This is a genomic window from Hafnia alvei (assembly GCF_034424155.1).
GTDB lineage: Bacteria > Pseudomonadota > Gammaproteobacteria > Enterobacterales > Enterobacteriaceae > Hafnia > Hafnia alvei.
The window spans coordinates 2,994,878-3,012,610 of record NZ_CP139992.1; the positions used below are offsets into that span (position 1 = coordinate 2,994,878).

Sequence of the window (17,733 nt, forward strand, 5' to 3'; positions counted from 1 at the left end):
GCCCCTTCAATCCTCGCGCTTTTATCCGAGATGCTATCTCCGCGCCGGGTCGGCATGCGCCATCCTTGGCGCCTCCTCCCCTAGTGAAAACATCCTGTTTTCACCGCTCTCACTACCAAGACTTAAACTATCAAAAAAATAAAAAAGACAAGAAGACAAGAAGACAAGAAGACAAGAAGGCAAAAATGCCTTTCGTCTTTTCATGTTGAAAGGATACATTTTAGAGCCACCAGCAGGGACGCTGGTGGCAGGTTGAGGGCGTACAGGATGTACGCTCCGAAACCGGTCGGTCAAACAACTCGGTAAAAAGCGCGAGAGTCGAGAGGTTGCGCGCTGGCAACCTTTCGTCGGACGCCTACGCCAACTGCTTCATAAAAACGCAAATGTTAAGAGGCGTACGAAACCTTTCACAGCGATTACATAAAAGGGTCTGGATGTCATCAGCAAACGAAGCCTTTCACCTTAGCCATATAAACAATCATTGCCCCTACTTCATTGCCCCCGACAAAAACTGCTGCAACCGCGTACTCTTCGGGCTGCCAAATACCAACTCCGGTGGCCCCTGTTCTTCAATCACGCCCTAATGCAAAAAGATGACGTGGCTAGAGACATTACGGGCAAAACCCATTTCATGCGTCACAACCACCATCGTTTTTCCTTCCTCGGCCAGTTTTTGCATAATACGCAACACCTCACCAACCAATTCAGGATCGAGCGCAGACGTTGGCTCATCGAACAAAAGCACCTCAGGCTCCATTGCTAATGCACGGGCGATGGACACTCGCTGTTGCTGACCGCCAGAAAGATTAATCGGGTATTTACCTCGCGCCCTTTCATCAATCCCCACTTTTTCCAGATAGCGAATAGCCCGCTCGCGTGCTTCTGCTTTACTAAGCCCAAGTACTTGAATCGGCGCTTCCATCACGTTTTCCAACACCGTCATGTGACTCCACAAATTGAAATGCTGGAATACCATCGTCAAACGCGTACGCAGCAAGCGTAATTGCTTTTTATCACCCACTTTTAATTGACCGTCAGTATCTCTTACTAAGCCGATATCAGTACCGTTGATAGCAATCGATCCTTCGCTCGGTTTTTCCAGAAAATTAATACAGCGCAAAAATGTGCTTTTCCCCGATCCGGAAGATCCGATGATGCTAATCACATCGCCTGCCTGAGCGGTCAGTGACACGCCTTTAAGCACTTCATGATCGCCATAGCGTTTATGCAATTCGATAACGTTAAGTTTTGTTGGATTCATAAACGGCAGCTCAGTGAGTTAACGAAGGATTCACGTGCGCCATCCAGCGTTTTTCCGCTTTACGAAACAGCCGAATGAGCACATAAGAAATGGTCAGATACAGCACTGCGGCAATACCGAATGCGGTAAAGGGTTGATAAGTTGCAGAGTTGATATCCCGTGCGACCTTGAGCAAATCCGGCACAGTGGCAGTAAACGCCAGCGCCGTTGAATGCAGCATCAGGATGACTTCATTACTGTACGCGGGTAACGCCGTGCGTAATGCCGATGGCAAAATGATGCAGCGGTAAAGTTTAAAACGTGAAAACCCATAAGCGTTAGCGGCTTCAATTTCCCCATGCGGCACCGCACGGATCGCTCCAGCAAAGATTTCCGTGGTATAGGCACAGGTATTCAAGGTTAATGCCAGCAGCGTACAGTTAAGCCCGCTGCGGAAAAACGCGTTCAACAGTTCGGTTCCTTTCACAATCTCCAGCGTGTACATGCCTGAATAAAACACCAACAGCTGAACATACAGCGGCGTACCGCGAAATACCCATGTGAAGCACCAAACCGGCGTTGAAACCCAACGGTTCGGTGAAACTCGCGCCACGGAAAGCAAAACCGCAAGTACGCCCCCCATCACTACCGAGGCAATCAGCAACCACAGCGTGATGGCGATCCCTGTAAAACGAAAACCATCGGTCCAGAGCAATGATTTCCAATACTCATGAATAATCTCGTTCATAGCTCGGCCCTTCTCACGCCCGCTGAATAACGTTTCTCAAGCAGCAACAGCACGCCGTTCGATAGCGTGGTAAAGAGCAGATAGATCACGCCAGCCACAATAGCGAAGTAAAACGGCTGCCAAGTTCCCTTGCCTGCAATCTGAGTGGCTTTGACCAAATCATCTAAGCCAAGCAATGAAACTAACGCCGTCGCTTTCAGGATCACCTGCCAGTTATTACCAATCCCTGGCAGGGCATATCTCATCATCGCAGGAAACAAAATACGCCGGAAAATCTTGCTGTTGGAAAAACCGAGTGAGGTCGCAGCCTCTATCTGGCCTTTTGGCACCGCCATAAATGCGCCGCGAAAAGTTTCGGTAAAATAGGCACCATAGATAAAACCCAGCGTGATCACTCCGGCAACCAGCGGATCGATATTAAACTGCGACCAACCCAATGAATCGGTCAGCTGATTTAACATCATCTGTAGGCCGTAGAAGATCAGCAGCATTAATACCAGATCGGGAACACCGCGAATTAGCGTGGTGTAACCTTCAAAGATCGTCGCAAGGACGGATGAACGAGAGAGCTTGGCGGCGGCCCCAATTAAACCGATTACAACGGCAAGCAGCACCGAGCTCACGGCCAGCTCCAGCGTAACGAGGGCACCATTAAGAATTAGTTGGGAGTAGCCTTGTAGCATTATTCAACCTGCCATTTCATAGCGTACCACTTAACCCATAGGCACCCGCCTCAAAGCGGAGGGTGCCTAACCTCGGATTAACCGCCGTAAACGTTAAAATCAAAATACTTTTTGGCGAACTTATCGTAGGTGCCATCTTTACGCATTGAATCGAAGGCTTTATCCAAGGCGACTTTCAAATCCGTTTCATCTTTACGCAGGCCCATTCCGGTACCCACGCCAAAAATGGCATTATCTTTTACAGAAGGCCCCGCAAACGCATAATCCTTACCGGCTGGCTGTTTCAAGAAGCCTTCGCTTGCAGCAACTTCATCCTGAAACGCGGCATCAATTCGGCCCGCGGCTAAGTCAGCGTAGATTAAATCCTGATTTTGATAAGGCACCACGTCAACGCCTTGCGGACGCCAATGCTGGTTGGCATAGGTTTCTTGCGTTGAGCCTTGCAATACGCCTACATGCTTACCTTTAAGAGATTCCAAGGTAGGCTGAATCGGCGACCCTTTTGCTGCCACGAGGCGAGAATCTGCCGCGTAGAGCTTTTCAGTGAAAGCGATTTCTTTCTGGCGTTTTTCGGTAATCGACAGGGAGGAAATGATGGTGTCAATTTTCTTGGCTTTCAGTGAAGGGATCAGCGCGTCAAAATCGCTCTCCACGAAAGTACATTGAGTATTGATTCGTTTGCACAGCTCTTTAGCCAAATCAATATCAAACCCAACGAGCTGACCTTGCGGATTTTTAGAGGAAAACGGTGCATAGGTTGGATCGGTACCCACACGGATATGATCGGGAACCGCAGCAAACACGCTGGAAGAACCTACCATCGCCAAAAACAGAGATACCGCTAGGACATGCTTCTTCATACTTTACCCTCAAGAAAACGGTTTATGGTCGTGATGTTTTTGTGTTGACTGCATCGCAGTGAGGCAGCGTGTCGAACTCAATGGTTAGACTTAAAATTGTTATAGGCTTGCAAGCGAGGCGTGCACCGAAATCTTTAGCAGGTTTCATGCCATACCGCATTTCACGGCGAAACGTTCAGCACGAATGACGCTGAGAATACGCAGCACAACGCGACACAACCGTCTTCAGAGGAGTGAGCTACTCTGCCTCGCTTTAGCAAAGATAGAGCAGCAATAGCAAAACGACAGGTTCAGGAGAGGGAAAAGCAGACTTTATGCACCAAAGGTGATCAATGTTGCAAAAATGCACTAATGTTGCACGAGTGTTACTATTATTTATGCTCACCGCCCCAGCGGGTGAACAGATCTTCAGGCATTTCAATATCAAACTGATCGATAACACGATTGACGGTTTGATCGATAATATCTTGCAGCGTTTGCGGGCGATGATAAAACGCGGGGACCGGTGGCATAACAATGGCCCCCAATTCGGCAGCGGTCGTCATCATTCTCAAATGCCCCAGATGCAACGGCGTTTCTCGCACACAAAGCACTAAGCGACGATGCTCTTTCAACACCACGTCGGCTGCACGGGTTAACAGATTGTCCGTATAGCTATGAACAATACCTGATAGGGTTTTCATTGAGCAAGGCAGAATAACCATACCCGCTGTTTTGAACGATCCCGAGGAAACGCTGGCGGCAATATCACGCGAATCGTGAACTACATCGGCTAAGCTCTGCACGTCCCGCAACTGCAGATCGGTTTCCAATGCCAACGTCTGGCGAGCGGCATTACTCATGATGAGATGAGTTTCGATATCAGGCACACCCTGCAGCACTTCCAGTAAACGCACACCGTAGATTGCACCGCTGGCACCAGAGATACCAATAATTAAACGTTTCATGAGTGTTGGCCTACTTTTGCAGATTTAATCAGGCATTCGGCAGGAATGCCAAACAGCGTGTGTAACCGTCGGATCATCGGTAACGTTAAATTACGTTTACGATTTAATACTTCGTACACTCGATTTGGGTTGCCAATCGCCGCAGTCAGATCGCGAACTGTCAAACCAGATTGCTCCATGCGAAACTTGATTGCTTCAACAGGATCGGGAAGATCAACTGGAAAATGTTTAGACTCATATGCTTCTATCAGAGTAAGCATAACTTCAAAACTATCCCCTTCAGGCGTGTTCGGTTTTGGAGGATTATCAAAAAGGGGCGATACCTCTTTCAACGCAGCTTTGTAATCTTGTTCATTACGGATGGGGCGAATATTCATCTACCACTCCATTTCTACACTGTTAGCATCAACTGCATCATATTGCCGATGTGTACCGATAAATTTGATATAAATTGACTGGTACTGATAGGCAATCGCAACGACTAAACGATATTCATTCCCTTTAATATTGAAAACAACTCGGCGACCTTTCAGTACGCTGGCCGTCGAATAGAGGCGCTTAATATCACTTGGCATTGTCCATTCAGCGTTTTTTACCTCATCAATCCATGACCTTAACGGCTGCTCGACCTCAGGATACCGTTCCCAAAACGATTTTAAACACCCTATTGCGATTATCCGCATTATAACATCCATGATGTCCCATTTTAGGACAAGTGAATTATATCCCATATTGGGACTATAACAAGGCAAAAAAAAGCCCGCATGATGAAAATCTACTTCAACGTAAATTTCTTCATGCGAGGCATTAGTGTATTTGTAATTTATGGGCCAGCTATCGCGCTGTCAATGCAAGTAAATGCGAGCAGCAACTAAGAATCTGATGCAAAACCCTAACTCTACTTACAGCAGCAATTACCCTTCGTTATGCATCTCAAGATTCTCTGCTTCTTCCTGACCGCGCATCGCTTTTGCATCATCGCTGCGCAGGGACTGCAGGTAATCCAGATAGCCCTGATCCACATCTTTCGTCACGTAAATCCCGTTAAATACCGAGCATTCAAACTGTTCGATATCGGGATTTTCTTCACGTACTGCTTCGATCAGATCGTCGAGATCTTGGAAAATCAAACCATCAGCACCGATGATTTTGGCAATTTCATTCACTTCGCGGCCATGCGCAATCAGCTCATTCGCATTTGGCATATCAATGCCGTACACGTTAGGGAAACGGATTTCAGGTGCAGCAGAAGCTAAATAAACTTTTTTCGCCCCTGCTTCACGCGCCATTTCCATAATTTGCTGTGATGTGGTGCCGCGCACGATCGAGTCATCAACCAAAAGCACGTTTTTATCACGGAACTCTGCGCGGTTCGCATTCAGTTTGCGGCGCACAGATTTGCGGCGCTCCTGCTGACCCGGCATGATAAACGTACGCCCTACGTAGCGGTTTTTTACAAACCCTTGGCGATATGGCTTATCCAGAATACGTGCAATCTCCAACGCGATATCACACGACGTTTCAGGAATGGGAATCACCACGTCGATGTCCAGATCTTCCCACTCACGGGCGATTTTCGCGCCTAATTTCTGCCCCATGCGCACACGAGCGCTGTAGACAGAAATTTTGTCGATAAAGGAATCTGGGCGAGCAAAATAAACGTACTCAAACAGGCAGGGATTACTCTTCGGATTATCTGCACACTGGCGGGTAAACAGCTGCCCTTTTTCAGTGACATAAATCGCTTCACCCGGCGCCACGTCACGGATGAACTCAAAGCCCAAGGTATCCAAAGCTACGCTCTCAGAAGCCACCATGTACTCAACACGGCCATCTTCTAAATCACGCTTACCAATCACCAAGGGACGAATGCCGTTAGGGTCGCGGAAAGCAACCATACCGTGACCGATGATCATCAGCACGCAGGCGTAAGCTCCGCGGATCTGCTGGTGCGTCGCCGCCACGGCAGCAAACACGTTATCGGACTCCAGCGGATAGTGGTCAAAACGATCCAGCTCGTGAGCAAAGATATTCAGCAGAATTTCAGAATCAGACGTGGTATTGACGTGGCGACGCGCACGCTCAAACAGTTTCTGCTTAAGTTCGTGCGCGTTGGTCAGATTACCATTGTGCGCCAAAGTAATACCGAATGGGGAGTTGACATAAAACGGCTGCGCCTCGGATGCGCTGGAGCTGCCTGCTGTTGGATAACGCACGTGGCCGATACCCATATTGCCCTGCAGGCGTAACATATGCCGTGCTTCAAAAACATCTTTCACCAAACCGTTCGCCTTACGCAAACGGAAACCATTATTGGCATCAATAGTGACAATGCCTGCGGCATCTTGTCCACGGTGCTGAAGCACCATTAACGCATCATAAATCGACTGGTTTACCGGTGTAAAACCGGCGATACCGACAATACCGCACATGTTGTCATTTCCTCATCAGCGTTACCGGAGCGGGAGCGGAATAGAAGGCAAATGCTCCGGTATGAAACTCGACGTGCTCTGCAGGTAGTCAAAGAACCACCTGATGATATAACTGAACTGCGGGATGAGCTGTGACTGTTTCCAGTCAGCACTTTGTGCCATCGAGGTAAAGGTATCCAAAAAGAACAGAATCGCTGAAACAATCAGCACCCCACGCAGCGCACCAAAACAGATGCCCAGCACGCGGTCGGTTCCGCTCAATCCGGTTCGCTCTACCAGCGAACCAATCACATAGTTAACAATGGCGCCGACAATCAACGTTGCAACGAATAGGATTGCAATCGCGATGCCGTTACGCACCAGCGCATCTTCGAAACGAGTGAAGTAGACAGCGAGATAGGTGTAGAAATGGCTGGCGACAAAGAATGCTGCCCCCCACGTAACCAGTGACAACGCTTCTCGCACAAATCCTCGGATCAGGCTCACTAATGCCGAAAATCCGATGATGCCAATAATGACCCAATCAATCCAAACCATGACTATTCCAATTCAAGAATTGCCTCGGCATCCAGTTCGCGGCGAATTCTAACAGAAAAAGAAAACGTTTGCGTAGAGGATTTCCCTTCCTGTTCGCAAATTTTATTCTCATAAAAATTTGACACAGATTCAGCCAGTATCCTCGGCTAAACCAACGCCCAAATGTATCAATCCAAATAGAACAACAGCCCTGCTCTCATTGCTGGGAACAAAGCTGCTGTAAAATCGAACACAATTCATTGTTTAAATGAATTGACGTTCTGAACACGTATTAACCGCTATTTGCCGCTATAGCTGCGCACCTGACCATTCAAGCCACTGATGCTATTAAGTTCAGGTAAAGCAGACTGTAGTTTTTGTTTAGAGGCATCTGGCCCTACAAACAGACGAGTGATTTCGCCCTGAACCGGCGACGCCGGCACCGTATAAGCACGGTAACCAGACAACCGCAGTTTGGCCACAATCTCGCTCGCTTTAGACGCATTACGTAATGCCCCCAGCTGTACCACATATGCTTGTCCCGCCGGTGCTTTTTCCTCCGGCACCGCAGCTGGTTTAGTTTGCTCTACTGGCTTAGGCTGTTCGACCGGTTTTGGTTGCTCAACCGGCTTCGGCTGTTCAACAGGTTTCTCGACCGGTTTAGGCTTCGCTTCTACCATTTTCGGCGGTTCGACTGGCTTTGGCTTCTCAACAGGTTTCTTCACCGGTTTTGGCTGTTCAACAGGTTTATTTTCCACCGGTTTACTTTCAACCGGCTTCAGCTCAACCATATCTCCACGCCCTTGGTGGGAATTAGGCGAAACCGCCGTGCTTGCGCCTTCACGGTCTTGAGTCGGCACATTACCATTATCCATCGGCGTCTGAGCATTCGCGCCTTCCTGCGGTATCTGAGGCGTTTCACTCAGCGGCTGAGTTACCGGAGGAATAACGTCAGTAGGATCATCCTCACCTGGCTTTGGCACCAGCGGAATAGCAGCAAACTCATCCTGATAATGTTTTTTCTGCCCGTCTAACAGTCCGGGCAAAACGATTACGCCCAGCGCAACGATAATGACCGTGCCAACCAGTCGATTCTGAAACTTACTTGCCACTCGCTCTCTCCGTTTCTAATGATGCTTTTCTAATACCGCCATAACATGCGCAACGGTATGGAATGAGCCACAAACAATCACGATATCCTGCGGAGCTGCATCGAGCATCGCTTTTCGCCATGCACTTTCGACGTCGGTAAACACGTTTGGTTCATCCAGATGTTCAGCCAAACGCTCTGCTGGTGCACCACGCGGCCCTTCCAGCGGCGCACAGTACCAATCATCGATCAGCGGTTTTAAACATGCCAGCGTGCCCGCAATATCTTTATCTTCCAACATTCCCACAACGGCACGTACGCGCCGTGGCTGCGTAGCCGGGCGCTGTTCTAACAACTGCTGCAAACGGCCCGCTAAATAACCTGCCGCATGAGGGTTATGTGCCACATCCAAAATCAGCAAAGGCTGCTCGCTGACAATTTGGAATCGGCCAGGTAACTGTGCGGTTTCAAGCCCTTGGCGAATCGCCGCTTCATCGACTTTAAGATCACAATGACGCAGCGCGGCCAGCGCAGTTGCCGCGTTTGGCAGCGGAACCTTCGGTAACGGAAGATGCGACCACGTGGTATCTGCATCCTGCCATTGCCAATCGCGCGGGGTAGCGCTGAAGTTCCAGTCGTCACCACGACGATAAAGCTGTGCGCCCTTTTCTGCGGCAACCTCAGCAATGGTCAGCGGCATATCAGGCTCGCCCACAATCGCCGGAATACCTGCACGGAAAATACCGGCTTTTTCACGCCCAATACTTTCACGATCTGGCCCCAGCCAGTCGGTATGGTCCAGCGCAATACTGGTCACCACCGCTACGCTCGGGTCAACAATGTTTGTGGCATCTAAACGACCACCGAGGCCGACTTCCAAGATCACCACGTCCAGCGCCGACTGTTTAAACAGCTGCAAGGCCGAAAGCGTGCCGTATTCGAAATAGGTCAGAGAGATATCGCCGCGCCCTGCTTCTAAGGTCGCAAACGAGCGACAGTGGTCAGCTTCACTGAGTTCTTCGCCCTGAATGCGTACCCGCTCGGTGTAGCGCAGCAGATGCGGGGAGCTGTATACGCCCACACGAAAGCCGGCGGCCATCAGGATAGATTCTAAGGTTCGGCAGGTGGTGCCTTTGCCATTGGTACCGGCAACGGTAAATACGGTAGGCGCAGGTTTGAGCAGGTCGAGATTTTCAGCGACGCGTTTGACGCGATCCAGTCCTAGCTCAATCGTTTTACTGTGCAGGTGTTCTAGATAATGCAGCCATTCGTTCAAGGTCGAGGTGGCTTGGGGGATTGGGAGATTGTTCATAGTCATTGATCGTTCATGAGTCCCGTTCAAACCGGTTCAAGAAGTCAACAAAGCCCCGAATGGGGCTATGATATAAGACTGCTATACCCGTATGACGACAGGCTGCATACACATCGGCTAAGCTATTTTCCCTAGATACATCACGCAAAGTACATCCCGCTACATGCCCTAGGTATCTACACATTAACCAACTTTCTGCAACCCGAATTGTGAGGGTATACAACCAGATGAGGAGAAAGACTTAGTCTTGAGTCTCGCCTTCAACAGGGATTTCGCGAACGACTTCACTGCTGACAGGTTCTGGTTGCCCTGTCATTTTAGCCACAAGGCTTGCCAATTTGTCGCGCATTTCTGGACGACGGACGATCATATCGATCGCACCTTTCTCGATCAGGAACTCACTGCGTTGGAAGCCTGCTGGCAATTTCTCACGCACGGTCTGCTCGATAACGCGAGGGCCGGCAAAGCCGATCAGCGCTTTTGGCTCGGCGACGTTAATGTCACCCAGCATCGCCAAACTTGCAGAAACGCCCCCCATGGTGGGGTCAGTCAATACCGAGATATAAGGTAGACCGCGTTCTTGCAACTTAGCCAGTGCAGCACTGGTTTTTGCCATCTGCATCAGAGACATCAATGCTTCCTGCATGCGAGCACCGCCGCTGGCAGAGAAACAAATCAGCGCACAGTTATCTTCCAGCGCCTGCTCAACCGCACGAACGAAGCGCGCACCGACTACAGAAGCCATTGAACCACCCATGAAGGCAAATTCAAATGACGCCGCAACGACAGGCATACCTTTCAGAGTGCCTTTCATCACAACCAACGCGTCTTTTTCACCGGTTTCTTTCTGCGCCGCAGAGATGCGATCTTTGTATTTTTTGGAGTCCTTAAACTTAAGAATATCCTTCGGCTCCAGCTCGCTTCCCAGCTCAACCTCACTGCCTTCGTCCAGCAGAGTATGCAAACGCATACGTGCTGACATACGCATGTGGTGATCGCATTTTGGGCAAACGTCTAGATTACGCTCCAGCTCGGCACGATAAAGTACCTGACCGCAGCTGTCGCATTTGGTCCAGACACCTTCAGGAATGCTCGCCTTACGGGTTTGCGTGATATTACTTTTGTTAAGAATTCGTTCAATCCAGCTCATCGATGACCTTTCTGTTTGAACCTGGCGAAATGCCAGTCCTCTGTTCATGCCATTATGTAACGTTGTCGCTATAGTCTTTAAAATCACCGTAGCCAATTGGCCGTGGGATCAAAATGCTCAAGACTATACCCTATCTATTCCTTGGTGCAGGAAGGTGAAGCCCGCGGATCCCAATGAGCTGACATCGCTCAGTGATTCGGGAAAACGCGTACGGCCAACACATCTGCAACGTGAAAGATGACGGATATACCAGCAGGAACAGACCATAAATGCCGTTCATTAAACCACAACGGTTCGACTCTGTGGATAAAAAACTGGTCGAACCGCGTGGAGTTTACATTTATTGAACACTCTGGGTGAACAATAAACACAATTTATTTCTCAACTGTGACAGCGACCTATCCGTTAGAGGCTGATTTTTTTGCTGCACGCTTGTGACGCCATACTTCGATCACACCCGGCAGAATAGAGAGCACAATAATCGCGACGATCAGCAGTTTCAAGTTTTCCTGCACCACTGGCACATTCCCGAACAGATAGCCCGCGTAGGTAAATAACAGAACCCACAGCAATGCACCAACCACGTTGAATATCGCAAAGTGGCGATAGGACATATGCCCCATACCCGCAACAAACGGCGCAAAAGTACGCACGATAGGAACAAATCGCGCCAAGATGATGGTTTTCCCGCCATGCTTATCATAGAACGCATGGGTTTTATCCAGATAGCTACGACGGAAAATCTTGGAGTTTGGGTTACTAAACAACTTCTCACCAAACAAACGACCGATGGTGTAGTTCACCGCATCACCAATAATGGCTGCGGCGATCATTAACGCTACCATGGTATGTACGTTGAGATCGTTCGTTGGCAACGCCGCCAGCGCTCCCGCCACAAACAGCAAAGAATCTCCCGGCAAGAATGGCGTCACCACCAAACCCGTCTCGCAGAATAGGATCAAGAACAGAATGGCATAAACCCACACGCCATACTGCGCAACCAACTCGGCCAGATGCACGTCAATGTGCAGAATAAAATCGATTACCCAGTGAATGTATTCCATGGCACTTCACTCTCCAAATAACGCTGGCGGCATCCACCAGCCAAAAAATGGGCCGCAAAAGACTAATCCGCTAAAAACAGCGGCCCCATCGAAACCTTAGGCAAACCAAAGTGTTCAGGATAATCGACAGAGACCAGATACAACCCGGCCGCTTTCGCCGTCGCTGCTGCCAGCTTGCGATCTTTCGCCGCCAGCAGTTCAGCCATCCAGCTTTCAGGTTGATTGCCACAGCCAATTTCCATCAGGCTACCCACGATATTACGCACCATATGATGGACAAAGGCATTGGCTTTGATATCAACAATCACGTAATCACCTAAACGCGTCACCTTTAGGTGCGACACATTACGCCACGGCGTTCGTGACTGACACTGTGAGGCACGAAATGACGTGAAGTCATTTTCGCCCAGCAATGCCTGCCCTGCTCGCTCCATCCGTTCCGCGTCTAAATGATGGTAAAAATGCGTCAGACCGCTTTGTAAAACGGCCTGACGGTAGCGATGATTGTAGATGACATAGCGATAACGGCGAGCCGTAGCGCTAAAACGTGCATGAAAATCTTCGCTGACGCTTTTTACCCAACGTACCGCAATATCTTTTGGCATATGGGTGTTCACACCCATCGTCCACGCCGCATCTTTACGCGCAACATGCGTTTCGAAATGCACAACTTGCCCTGTGGCATGAACGCCCGCATCGGTTCGGCCCGCGCAAGATACCGTGATCGGCTCACAGGCGACCTTACTCAACGCTTTTTCAAGGCATTCCTGCACGCTCGGCGCATCAAGCTGACGCTGCCATCCTGCGTATTGGCTACCGTCATACTCAATACCGAGCGCAATTTTATACACCGGTTTGGCAGGCAGAGCCTCTGGCTCTGCCACTGCTATATCTGCATCCACACCGGATAACGACACATCAGACATTAGTACATGTACTCCTGAATCAGGCGCTCCGCAGTTTCGATAGCCATCAAAGCACCACCAAAACGCACGTTATCCGCGACCGACCAGAACTGAACCACATCAGGTGAACCGTAGTCATTACGCACACAGCCGATGCTCAGCAGCGGATTACCCGATGCGTCGCCCACCTGCGTTGGATAATCATTCTCTTCGCTCAGCTCGATGTTGTCTAAACGGCCAAACACATCGCGGGCTTCTTCAGAAGATACCGGACGCAGCGTTTCGAGATGCACGGTTTGCGCATGACCATAAAATACTGGAGACTGGATCACGCTAACCGACATTGGCAGGCTTTCATCTTGTAAAATTTTACGCACCTGATCGACCATGCGACGCTCTTCACGTACGCTGCCTTGTGTGTCAGCCACCAGCGGTAACAGGTTAAATGCCAGCTGTTTCTGGAATAAGCCAGGTTCGAAAGGAATGCCGTTTAGCAAACGAGCACTTTGACCCGCGAGATCATCAACCGCCGCTTTACCATGAGCCGAAGCAGACAGTAGGCTGGTAACGTGAATGCGAGACAGACCGGCTTCGTCGGTCAACGGACGAATCGCCGTCAACAATTGGCTCACTAGGCTATCAGCGACAACCACGATATTACGGTTACGATATTCAGACAGCGCTTGTGGATTCACACTTGGTACCACGAGCGGAACATCAGGTTCCATAGCAAACGCATCGCTGCTATCAATCACTAAACAGCCCGCATTTCCGGCTTCTTCCGCATAGCGCAAAGACGCTTCGGTTCCTGCGACGAAGAATGCCAGCTGTACCTGTGACCAATCAAACTCGGCCGCGTTTTCTACCAGAATTTGCTTGCCGTTAAAGCGCACAGACTCACCTGCGCTGCGCTCGCTAGCCAGAGGGAATAATTCTCCTACCGGGAATTCACGTTCCGCCAACTGTTCCATCAGTGCGCTACCTACCGCACCGGTCGCTCCTAACAAGGCGATATTCCAGCCGTCAGTCATGTTCTTCTCCAAAAGCAAAAATACAGAGCGCCCGACATCACTTGGTTAAGTAAAACGGGCGCTGGAAAACAAAACGTTTCGTCACTATGAACCAGACCCCCTCCCAACCTCCCCCTTCACAGGGGGAGGGGCGGATCCAAGCCAATGATCGATTTAGATCGTCTCTCTTACTCTCTCCTTCATTATGGAAAAAGTAGAACAGAGATCTCATTCGATAAACTCGATCAGCCCCCTCCCCTGACAAGGGGAGGGTTGGGGTGGGGTCATCTCTCCCATCTCAAAAATGGATAAGAGCTAAGCCACACTCACTAGATTAATTCGGCGCTAAAACCCAGCGCATTCAATAGCTCAACGCTCGCATTGTCGTCACATTTCACGCATAACGAAGACCACTCACGGCGCTCCTGATAATGCTTACGCAGTCGGTCAAACTCACCGGCCTGTCCAGCAACGCGACGCAGCGGCGCATCGTCGCGGCGCACATCATACACTAGATGCATCAGACGTTTGAGCTTTGCCTGATCCAGCGCGCCATGAACGGTTACGCTCGCCATTTCTGGCACCGGTAACAGTTCGCTTAACGCGACGTGCTGCGGCTGCCCAATGTACTCACTGTAGGCTTCAAAGACCTGAGTTGTGCCGCGCGCTTTGCCTTCTAAACTATAACCGGCAATATGCGGCGTACCGATATCAACTAAATCCAGCAACGCTAAAGAAAGCTCCGGCTCAGGTTCCCACACGTCTAGGATCACGCTCAGTTTTTTGCCGTTTTTCAACGCGGTTAGCAAAGCCGCATTATCAACAATCGGGCCACGCGCCGCATTAATCAAAATGCGATTTTCAGGCAATGCCGCCAGCAGATCAGCATCGACCAGATGCAGCGTTTTGTCGTCACCCGTTTTATTCAACGGCGTGTGGAAAGTCAGAATATCAGCATCCTGAACCAATTTTTCCAGCGGGTAGAACGTTTCGGCATCGCCCTTAGCCGCACGTGGTGGATCGCAAAGCAACGTTTGCACGCCTAATGCTCGCAGGCGACGATTCAAACGCGAACCCACGTTCCCCACGCCAACGATACCGACGGTTTTTTCACGCAGGTCGAAACCATCGCGCTCGGCCAGCATCATCAAAGCAGAAAAAACATATTCCACGACGGCAATGGCATTACAGCCTGGCGCCGCAGAAAAACCAATATCGTTATCACTCAACCATTTATCATCAACGTGATCGGTGCCCGCAGTGGCGGTGCCGACAAAGCGAACGCTGGTGCCACTCAGTAATTCAGCATTCACCTTAGTGACCGAACGCACCATCAGCGCATCCGCACCGACCAACGCCTCGGCAGGCAATGGGCGCCCGCGTACTGCCTGTACATCTCCCAAGCGACTGAAGAGTTCACCCGCATAAGGCATATTTTCATCGACCAGAATTTTCACGTAATTCTCCCGCCGGCGCAGTGCGCTGCGTAAATAAGAAAATGATTGAAGCGCTATTTTGCCACCAAATATGCATCTAGCCCAAATAAGTCAGCACGCTTTCATTGATTAACTGAGATTAACTGACTTTCCGATATCGTTCGGGCGTTGTGCCTGAGATTTGCTGAAACATTACAATAAACGCCGAAGACGAGCTGTATCCCACCTCCAACGCGACTTCTTGCACGGTTTTCCCCTGCTCAAGCAAAGGCAAAGCGTGTAGAAAACGCAGCCGCTGGCGCCATTCGCTAAATGACATACCCAACTCATTCTGACAGCGGCGCGAGAGCGTGCGCTCGGTGGTATATACCCGCTGCGCCCAAACGCTGAGCGGCGTGTTATCTGACGGACAGCTTTCCAATACACGTAACACCGGCGCTAAAAATTTGTCCTGTGAGGTCGGCAAATAGGTTTCATGCACCGGCGCTCGTTTCAGTTGATCCACCAAGACTCGGCAAAGGCGTATGTCCTCACGGGATTCCGGCAAAATCAGATCGCGCTCAAAGCAATCATCCACAATGGCATTAAACAGGGGACTCACATTAAGCAAACAGGCCTGCGGAGGGAGGTCTTGGCACAGTCGAGCACTAATATTGATGGTACGAAACTGTGACAGTTTGCGGTTATAGCTTGAATGTTCAATGCCAACCGGCAGCCAAACGGCAAATTTCGACGGCGCGAGAAAACGCTGGTCGCCAACGTTCAGTGCCAATACGCCGGTTCTAATGTAAATAAGCTGCCCCCACGGATGGCTGTGTGGCAGATATTCGGTATCCGCATTGACCTCTTCACAGCGGAAAAACAGATTGCGTACCGAGCTCACCTCGGAGGTCGGAAATGTGCGCTGCTGAGCCATAACGCCTTGCCCCAATCACAGTAAGTGATAATTCAGTTTGTCTGGATTTCATTAAATTTTGTCTGGTTATCACTATATCTAATAAACCAGACACGCGTAAACTAACGCTCGTCGCCACTGTTGTCGACAATAATGTTTTGAGAAGAAATATCATGAATGCACTGTTTCCACTTTTTGCCGTACTGATTTGGTCAATCAACGCCATTGTCAGTAAGGTTTCAGCTGGTGCTATCGATCCAGCGGCCATCTCATTTTATCGTTGGGTGCTAGCGCTGATAGTACTGACGCCTTTTGTGCTGCCCGGCGTGATTCGCAACCGAAAGGCCATTCGACCACATCTCGGAAAACTACTGATTCTGGGGTTGCTCGGCATGGTGCTGTATCAAAGCTTGGCCTATTACGCCGCACACAGCGTCAGCGCTTTGTTTATGGGCATTTTAAGCTCCCTTATCCCGTTGTTAACGGTGCTGATCAGCATTTGGCTGCTACGTATTGTGCCCACGGTCGGTATCGCATTGGGTAGCGTGATGTCATTCTTTGGCCTCGTGTGGCTGGTGAGCGGAGGTAATCCGCAACAGTTGCTGACTCACGGCATTGGTTCTGGTGAGCTGATGATGTTTGCGGCATCGGCTTCTTACGCGCTTTACGGCGTGTTAACCAAACGCTGGAATATCAATTTACCCAACTGGCAGTCGCTCTATATTCAGATCGTCTTTGGCGTGTTGTTACTAATTCCTAACTTCATACTGACCGACAACGTAAGTTTGAACGCACAAAATATTCCATTGGTTCTGTTTGCTGGTATTCCTGCTTCGATTATTGCGCCTTTCCTGTGGATCCAAGGCGTCGTGCGATTAGGTGCCAACAAAGCCTCTATCTTTATGAACCTCACGCCGGTGTTCACCGCCATCATCGCGGTATCGTTCCTGCACGAACAACTGCACAGCTATCACCTGATTGGCGGCGGTATCGCCCTGCTCGGTGTGGTGGTCGCTCAACGTCTACGCACTCCGCTAACGCGTAAAAAAAAGCCTGAAAGCGTGAAGAACACAGAGAAGGAAGTTTGCTCGTCGGCTGATTAACCTAAGTGTTACTTTGTTTAGATTTAGCACGGTGAAAAGTTTCGTGCGCCGATCGAATATGCTGGTATTGGTGAAAGGTTTCGTACGCCAATCAAATATGCTGGTATTGATGAAGATTTCGTACGCCAATTAGCAAATACATTTCTATGAAACCACTGGTGTAGGCGTCCGATGAGAGTCCCGTTGCGCGGGGACTCTCAACTCGCGCGCTTTTTACCGAGCCGTTTGGCCGACCGGTCTCGGAGCGCACGTCCTGTGCGCCATCAACCTGCCACCAGCATCCCTGCTGGCGGCTCTAAAATGCATTTTTTCAACAGGAAAAGACAAAAGGCCTTTTTGTCT

Annotated in this window: 17 protein-coding genes and 1 pseudogene; 1 reads left to right on the top strand and 17 read right to left on the bottom strand. The window is 49.9% G+C overall.

Going from position 1 to position 17,733, the window contains the following annotated elements:
- Window positions 1–487: 487 nt before the first annotated feature.
- The 17 genes and pseudogenes from hisP to U0008_RS14030 form a co-directional block, all read right to left on the bottom strand.
- Window positions 488–1,261: pseudogene (gene hisP, locus U0008_RS13950) on the bottom strand (histidine ABC transporter ATP-binding protein HisP).
- Window positions 1,262–1,271: 10 nt separating this feature from the next.
- Window positions 1,272–1,988: an ABC transporter permease gene (locus tag U0008_RS13955; RefSeq protein WP_043494193.1), complete on the bottom strand. Its 717-nt coding sequence runs from the start codon at window positions 1,986–1,988 to the stop codon at window positions 1,272–1,274.
- Window positions 1,985–2,671 carry a histidine ABC transporter permease HisQ gene (locus U0008_RS13960; protein ID WP_043494197.1) on the bottom strand — a complete coding sequence of 229 codons (687 nt, stop codon included), beginning with the start codon at window positions 2,669–2,671 and terminating at the stop codon, window positions 1,985–1,987. Before U0008_RS13960 ends, U0008_RS13955 begins: the two co-directional genes overlap by 4 nt.
- 77 nt (window positions 2,672–2,748) lie before the next feature.
- Window positions 2,749–3,531: a histidine ABC transporter substrate-binding protein HisJ gene (gene hisJ, locus U0008_RS13965; RefSeq protein ID WP_040046410.1), complete on the bottom strand. Its 783-nt coding sequence runs from the start codon at window positions 3,529–3,531 to the stop codon at window positions 2,749–2,751.
- Window positions 3,532–3,902: 371 nt separating this feature from the next.
- Window positions 3,903–4,478 carry a UbiX family flavin prenyltransferase gene (locus U0008_RS13970; RefSeq protein WP_043494199.1) on the bottom strand — a complete coding sequence of 192 codons (576 nt, stop codon included), beginning with the start codon at window positions 4,476–4,478 and terminating at the stop codon, window positions 3,903–3,905.
- Window positions 4,475–4,855, bottom strand: coding sequence for a helix-turn-helix domain-containing protein (locus U0008_RS13975; RefSeq protein ID WP_025797828.1), 381 nt, complete (start codon window positions 4,853–4,855; stop codon window positions 4,475–4,477). Before U0008_RS13975 ends, U0008_RS13970 begins: the two co-directional genes overlap by 4 nt.
- Window positions 4,856–5,161, bottom strand: a complete 306-nt coding sequence (locus U0008_RS13980) for a type II toxin-antitoxin system HigB family toxin (protein ID WP_043494209.1) — start codon at window positions 5,159–5,161, stop codon at window positions 4,856–4,858.
- A 231-nt stretch (window positions 5,162–5,392) separates the two neighbouring features.
- Window positions 5,393–6,910 carry an amidophosphoribosyltransferase gene (gene purF / locus U0008_RS13985; protein ID WP_040046408.1) on the bottom strand — a complete coding sequence of 506 codons (1,518 nt, stop codon included), beginning with the start codon at window positions 6,908–6,910 and terminating at the stop codon, window positions 5,393–5,395.
- A gap of 21 nt (window positions 6,911–6,931) precedes the next feature.
- Window positions 6,932–7,447, bottom strand: a complete 516-nt coding sequence (cvpA, locus tag U0008_RS13990) for a colicin V production protein (RefSeq protein ID WP_025797824.1) — start codon at window positions 7,445–7,447, stop codon at window positions 6,932–6,934.
- 278 nt (window positions 7,448–7,725) lie between these two features.
- On the bottom strand, window positions 7,726–8,538 hold the full coding sequence (gene dedD, locus U0008_RS13995; RefSeq protein ID WP_043494202.1) for a cell division protein DedD: 813 nt from the start codon (window positions 8,536–8,538) through the stop codon (window positions 7,726–7,728).
- Between the two features lie 15 nt (window positions 8,539–8,553).
- The gene (gene folC / locus U0008_RS14000; protein WP_043494214.1) at window positions 8,554–9,828 is read right to left on the bottom strand and encodes a bifunctional tetrahydrofolate synthase/dihydrofolate synthase; all 1,275 of its coding nucleotides are present in this window, start codon (window positions 9,826–9,828) and stop codon (window positions 8,554–8,556) included.
- Between the two features lie 241 nt (window positions 9,829–10,069).
- On the bottom strand, window positions 10,070–10,978 hold the full coding sequence (gene accD, locus U0008_RS14005) for an acetyl-CoA carboxylase, carboxyltransferase subunit beta (protein WP_043494206.1): 909 nt from the start codon (window positions 10,976–10,978) through the stop codon (window positions 10,070–10,072).
- 398 nt (window positions 10,979–11,376) lie between these two features.
- Window positions 11,377–12,042, bottom strand: a complete 666-nt coding sequence (locus tag U0008_RS14010) for a DedA family protein (protein WP_025797816.1) — start codon at window positions 12,040–12,042, stop codon at window positions 11,377–11,379.
- Window positions 12,043–12,104: 62 nt separating this feature from the next.
- Window positions 12,105–12,968 (bottom strand): tRNA pseudouridine(38-40) synthase TruA, encoded by an 864-nt coding sequence (gene truA / locus U0008_RS14015; RefSeq protein ID WP_051874162.1) that lies wholly within the window; start codon window positions 12,966–12,968, stop codon window positions 12,105–12,107.
- The gene (locus U0008_RS14020; protein WP_043494208.1) at window positions 12,968–13,978 is read right to left on the bottom strand and encodes an aspartate-semialdehyde dehydrogenase; all 1,011 of its coding nucleotides are present in this window, start codon (window positions 13,976–13,978) and stop codon (window positions 12,968–12,970) included. The genes truA and U0008_RS14020 overlap by 1 nt, the downstream gene beginning before the upstream one ends.
- Before the next feature lie 308 nt (window positions 13,979–14,286).
- The gene (gene pdxB, locus U0008_RS14025) at window positions 14,287–15,414 is read right to left on the bottom strand and encodes a 4-phosphoerythronate dehydrogenase PdxB (protein WP_043494220.1); all 1,128 of its coding nucleotides are present in this window, start codon (window positions 15,412–15,414) and stop codon (window positions 14,287–14,289) included.
- Window positions 15,415–15,532: 118 nt separating this feature from the next.
- Window positions 15,533–16,309 carry an AraC family transcriptional regulator gene (locus tag U0008_RS14030; RefSeq protein WP_043494222.1) on the bottom strand — a complete coding sequence of 259 codons (777 nt, stop codon included), beginning with the start codon at window positions 16,307–16,309 and terminating at the stop codon, window positions 15,533–15,535.
- Window positions 16,310–16,461: 152 nt separating this feature from the next.
- Here U0008_RS14030 and U0008_RS14035 point away from each other — a divergent pair, with 152 nt between their 5' ends.
- On the top strand, window positions 16,462–17,391 hold the full coding sequence (locus tag U0008_RS14035) for a DMT family transporter (protein ID WP_043494224.1): 930 nt from the start codon (window positions 16,462–16,464) through the stop codon (window positions 17,389–17,391).
- The last annotated feature ends 342 nt before the right edge of the window (window positions 17,392–17,733 follow it).

Excerpts from the sequence above, each read along its gene's own strand:
- U0008_RS14010 (WP_025797816.1), bottom strand. The coding sequence starts at position 12,042 with ATGGAATACATTCACTGGGTAATCGATTTTATTCTGCACATTGACGTG.
- accD (WP_043494206.1), bottom strand. The coding sequence starts at position 10,978 with ATGAGCTGGATTGAACGAATTCTTAACAAAAGTAATATCACGCAAACC.
- purF (WP_040046408.1), bottom strand. The coding sequence starts at position 6,910 with ATGTGCGGTATTGTCGGTATCGCCGGTTTTACACCGGTAAACCAGTCG.
- folC (WP_043494214.1), bottom strand. The coding sequence starts at position 9,828 with ATGAACAATCTCCCAATCCCCCAAGCCACCTCGACCTTGAACGAATGG.
- U0008_RS13960 (WP_043494197.1), bottom strand. The coding sequence starts at position 2,671 with ATGCTACAAGGCTACTCCCAACTAATTCTTAATGGTGCCCTCGTTACG.
- U0008_RS13970 (WP_043494199.1), bottom strand. The coding sequence starts at position 4,478 with ATGAAACGTTTAATTATTGGTATCTCTGGTGCCAGCGGTGCAATCTAC.
- hisJ (WP_040046410.1), bottom strand. The coding sequence starts at position 3,531 with ATGAAGAAGCATGTCCTAGCGGTATCTCTGTTTTTGGCGATGGTAGGT.
- U0008_RS13955 (WP_043494193.1), bottom strand. The coding sequence starts at position 1,988 with ATGAACGAGATTATTCATGAGTATTGGAAATCATTGCTCTGGACCGAT.
- U0008_RS14020 (WP_043494208.1), bottom strand. The coding sequence starts at position 13,978 with ATGACTGACGGCTGGAATATCGCCTTGTTAGGAGCGACCGGTGCGGTA.
- U0008_RS13975 (WP_025797828.1), bottom strand. The coding sequence starts at position 4,855 with ATGAATATTCGCCCCATCCGTAATGAACAAGATTACAAAGCTGCGTTG.
- U0008_RS14030 (WP_043494222.1), bottom strand. The coding sequence starts at position 16,309 with ATGGCTCAGCAGCGCACATTTCCGACCTCCGAGGTGAGCTCGGTACGC.
- truA (WP_051874162.1), bottom strand. The coding sequence starts at position 12,968 with ATGTCTGATGTGTCGTTATCCGGTGTGGATGCAGATATAGCAGTGGCA.
- U0008_RS14035 (WP_043494224.1), top strand. The coding sequence starts at position 16,462 with ATGAATGCACTGTTTCCACTTTTTGCCGTACTGATTTGGTCAATCAAC.
- U0008_RS13980 (WP_043494209.1), bottom strand. The coding sequence starts at position 5,161 with ATGCGGATAATCGCAATAGGGTGTTTAAAATCGTTTTGGGAACGGTAT.
- cvpA (WP_025797824.1), bottom strand. The coding sequence starts at position 7,447 with ATGGTTTGGATTGATTGGGTCATTATTGGCATCATCGGATTTTCGGCA.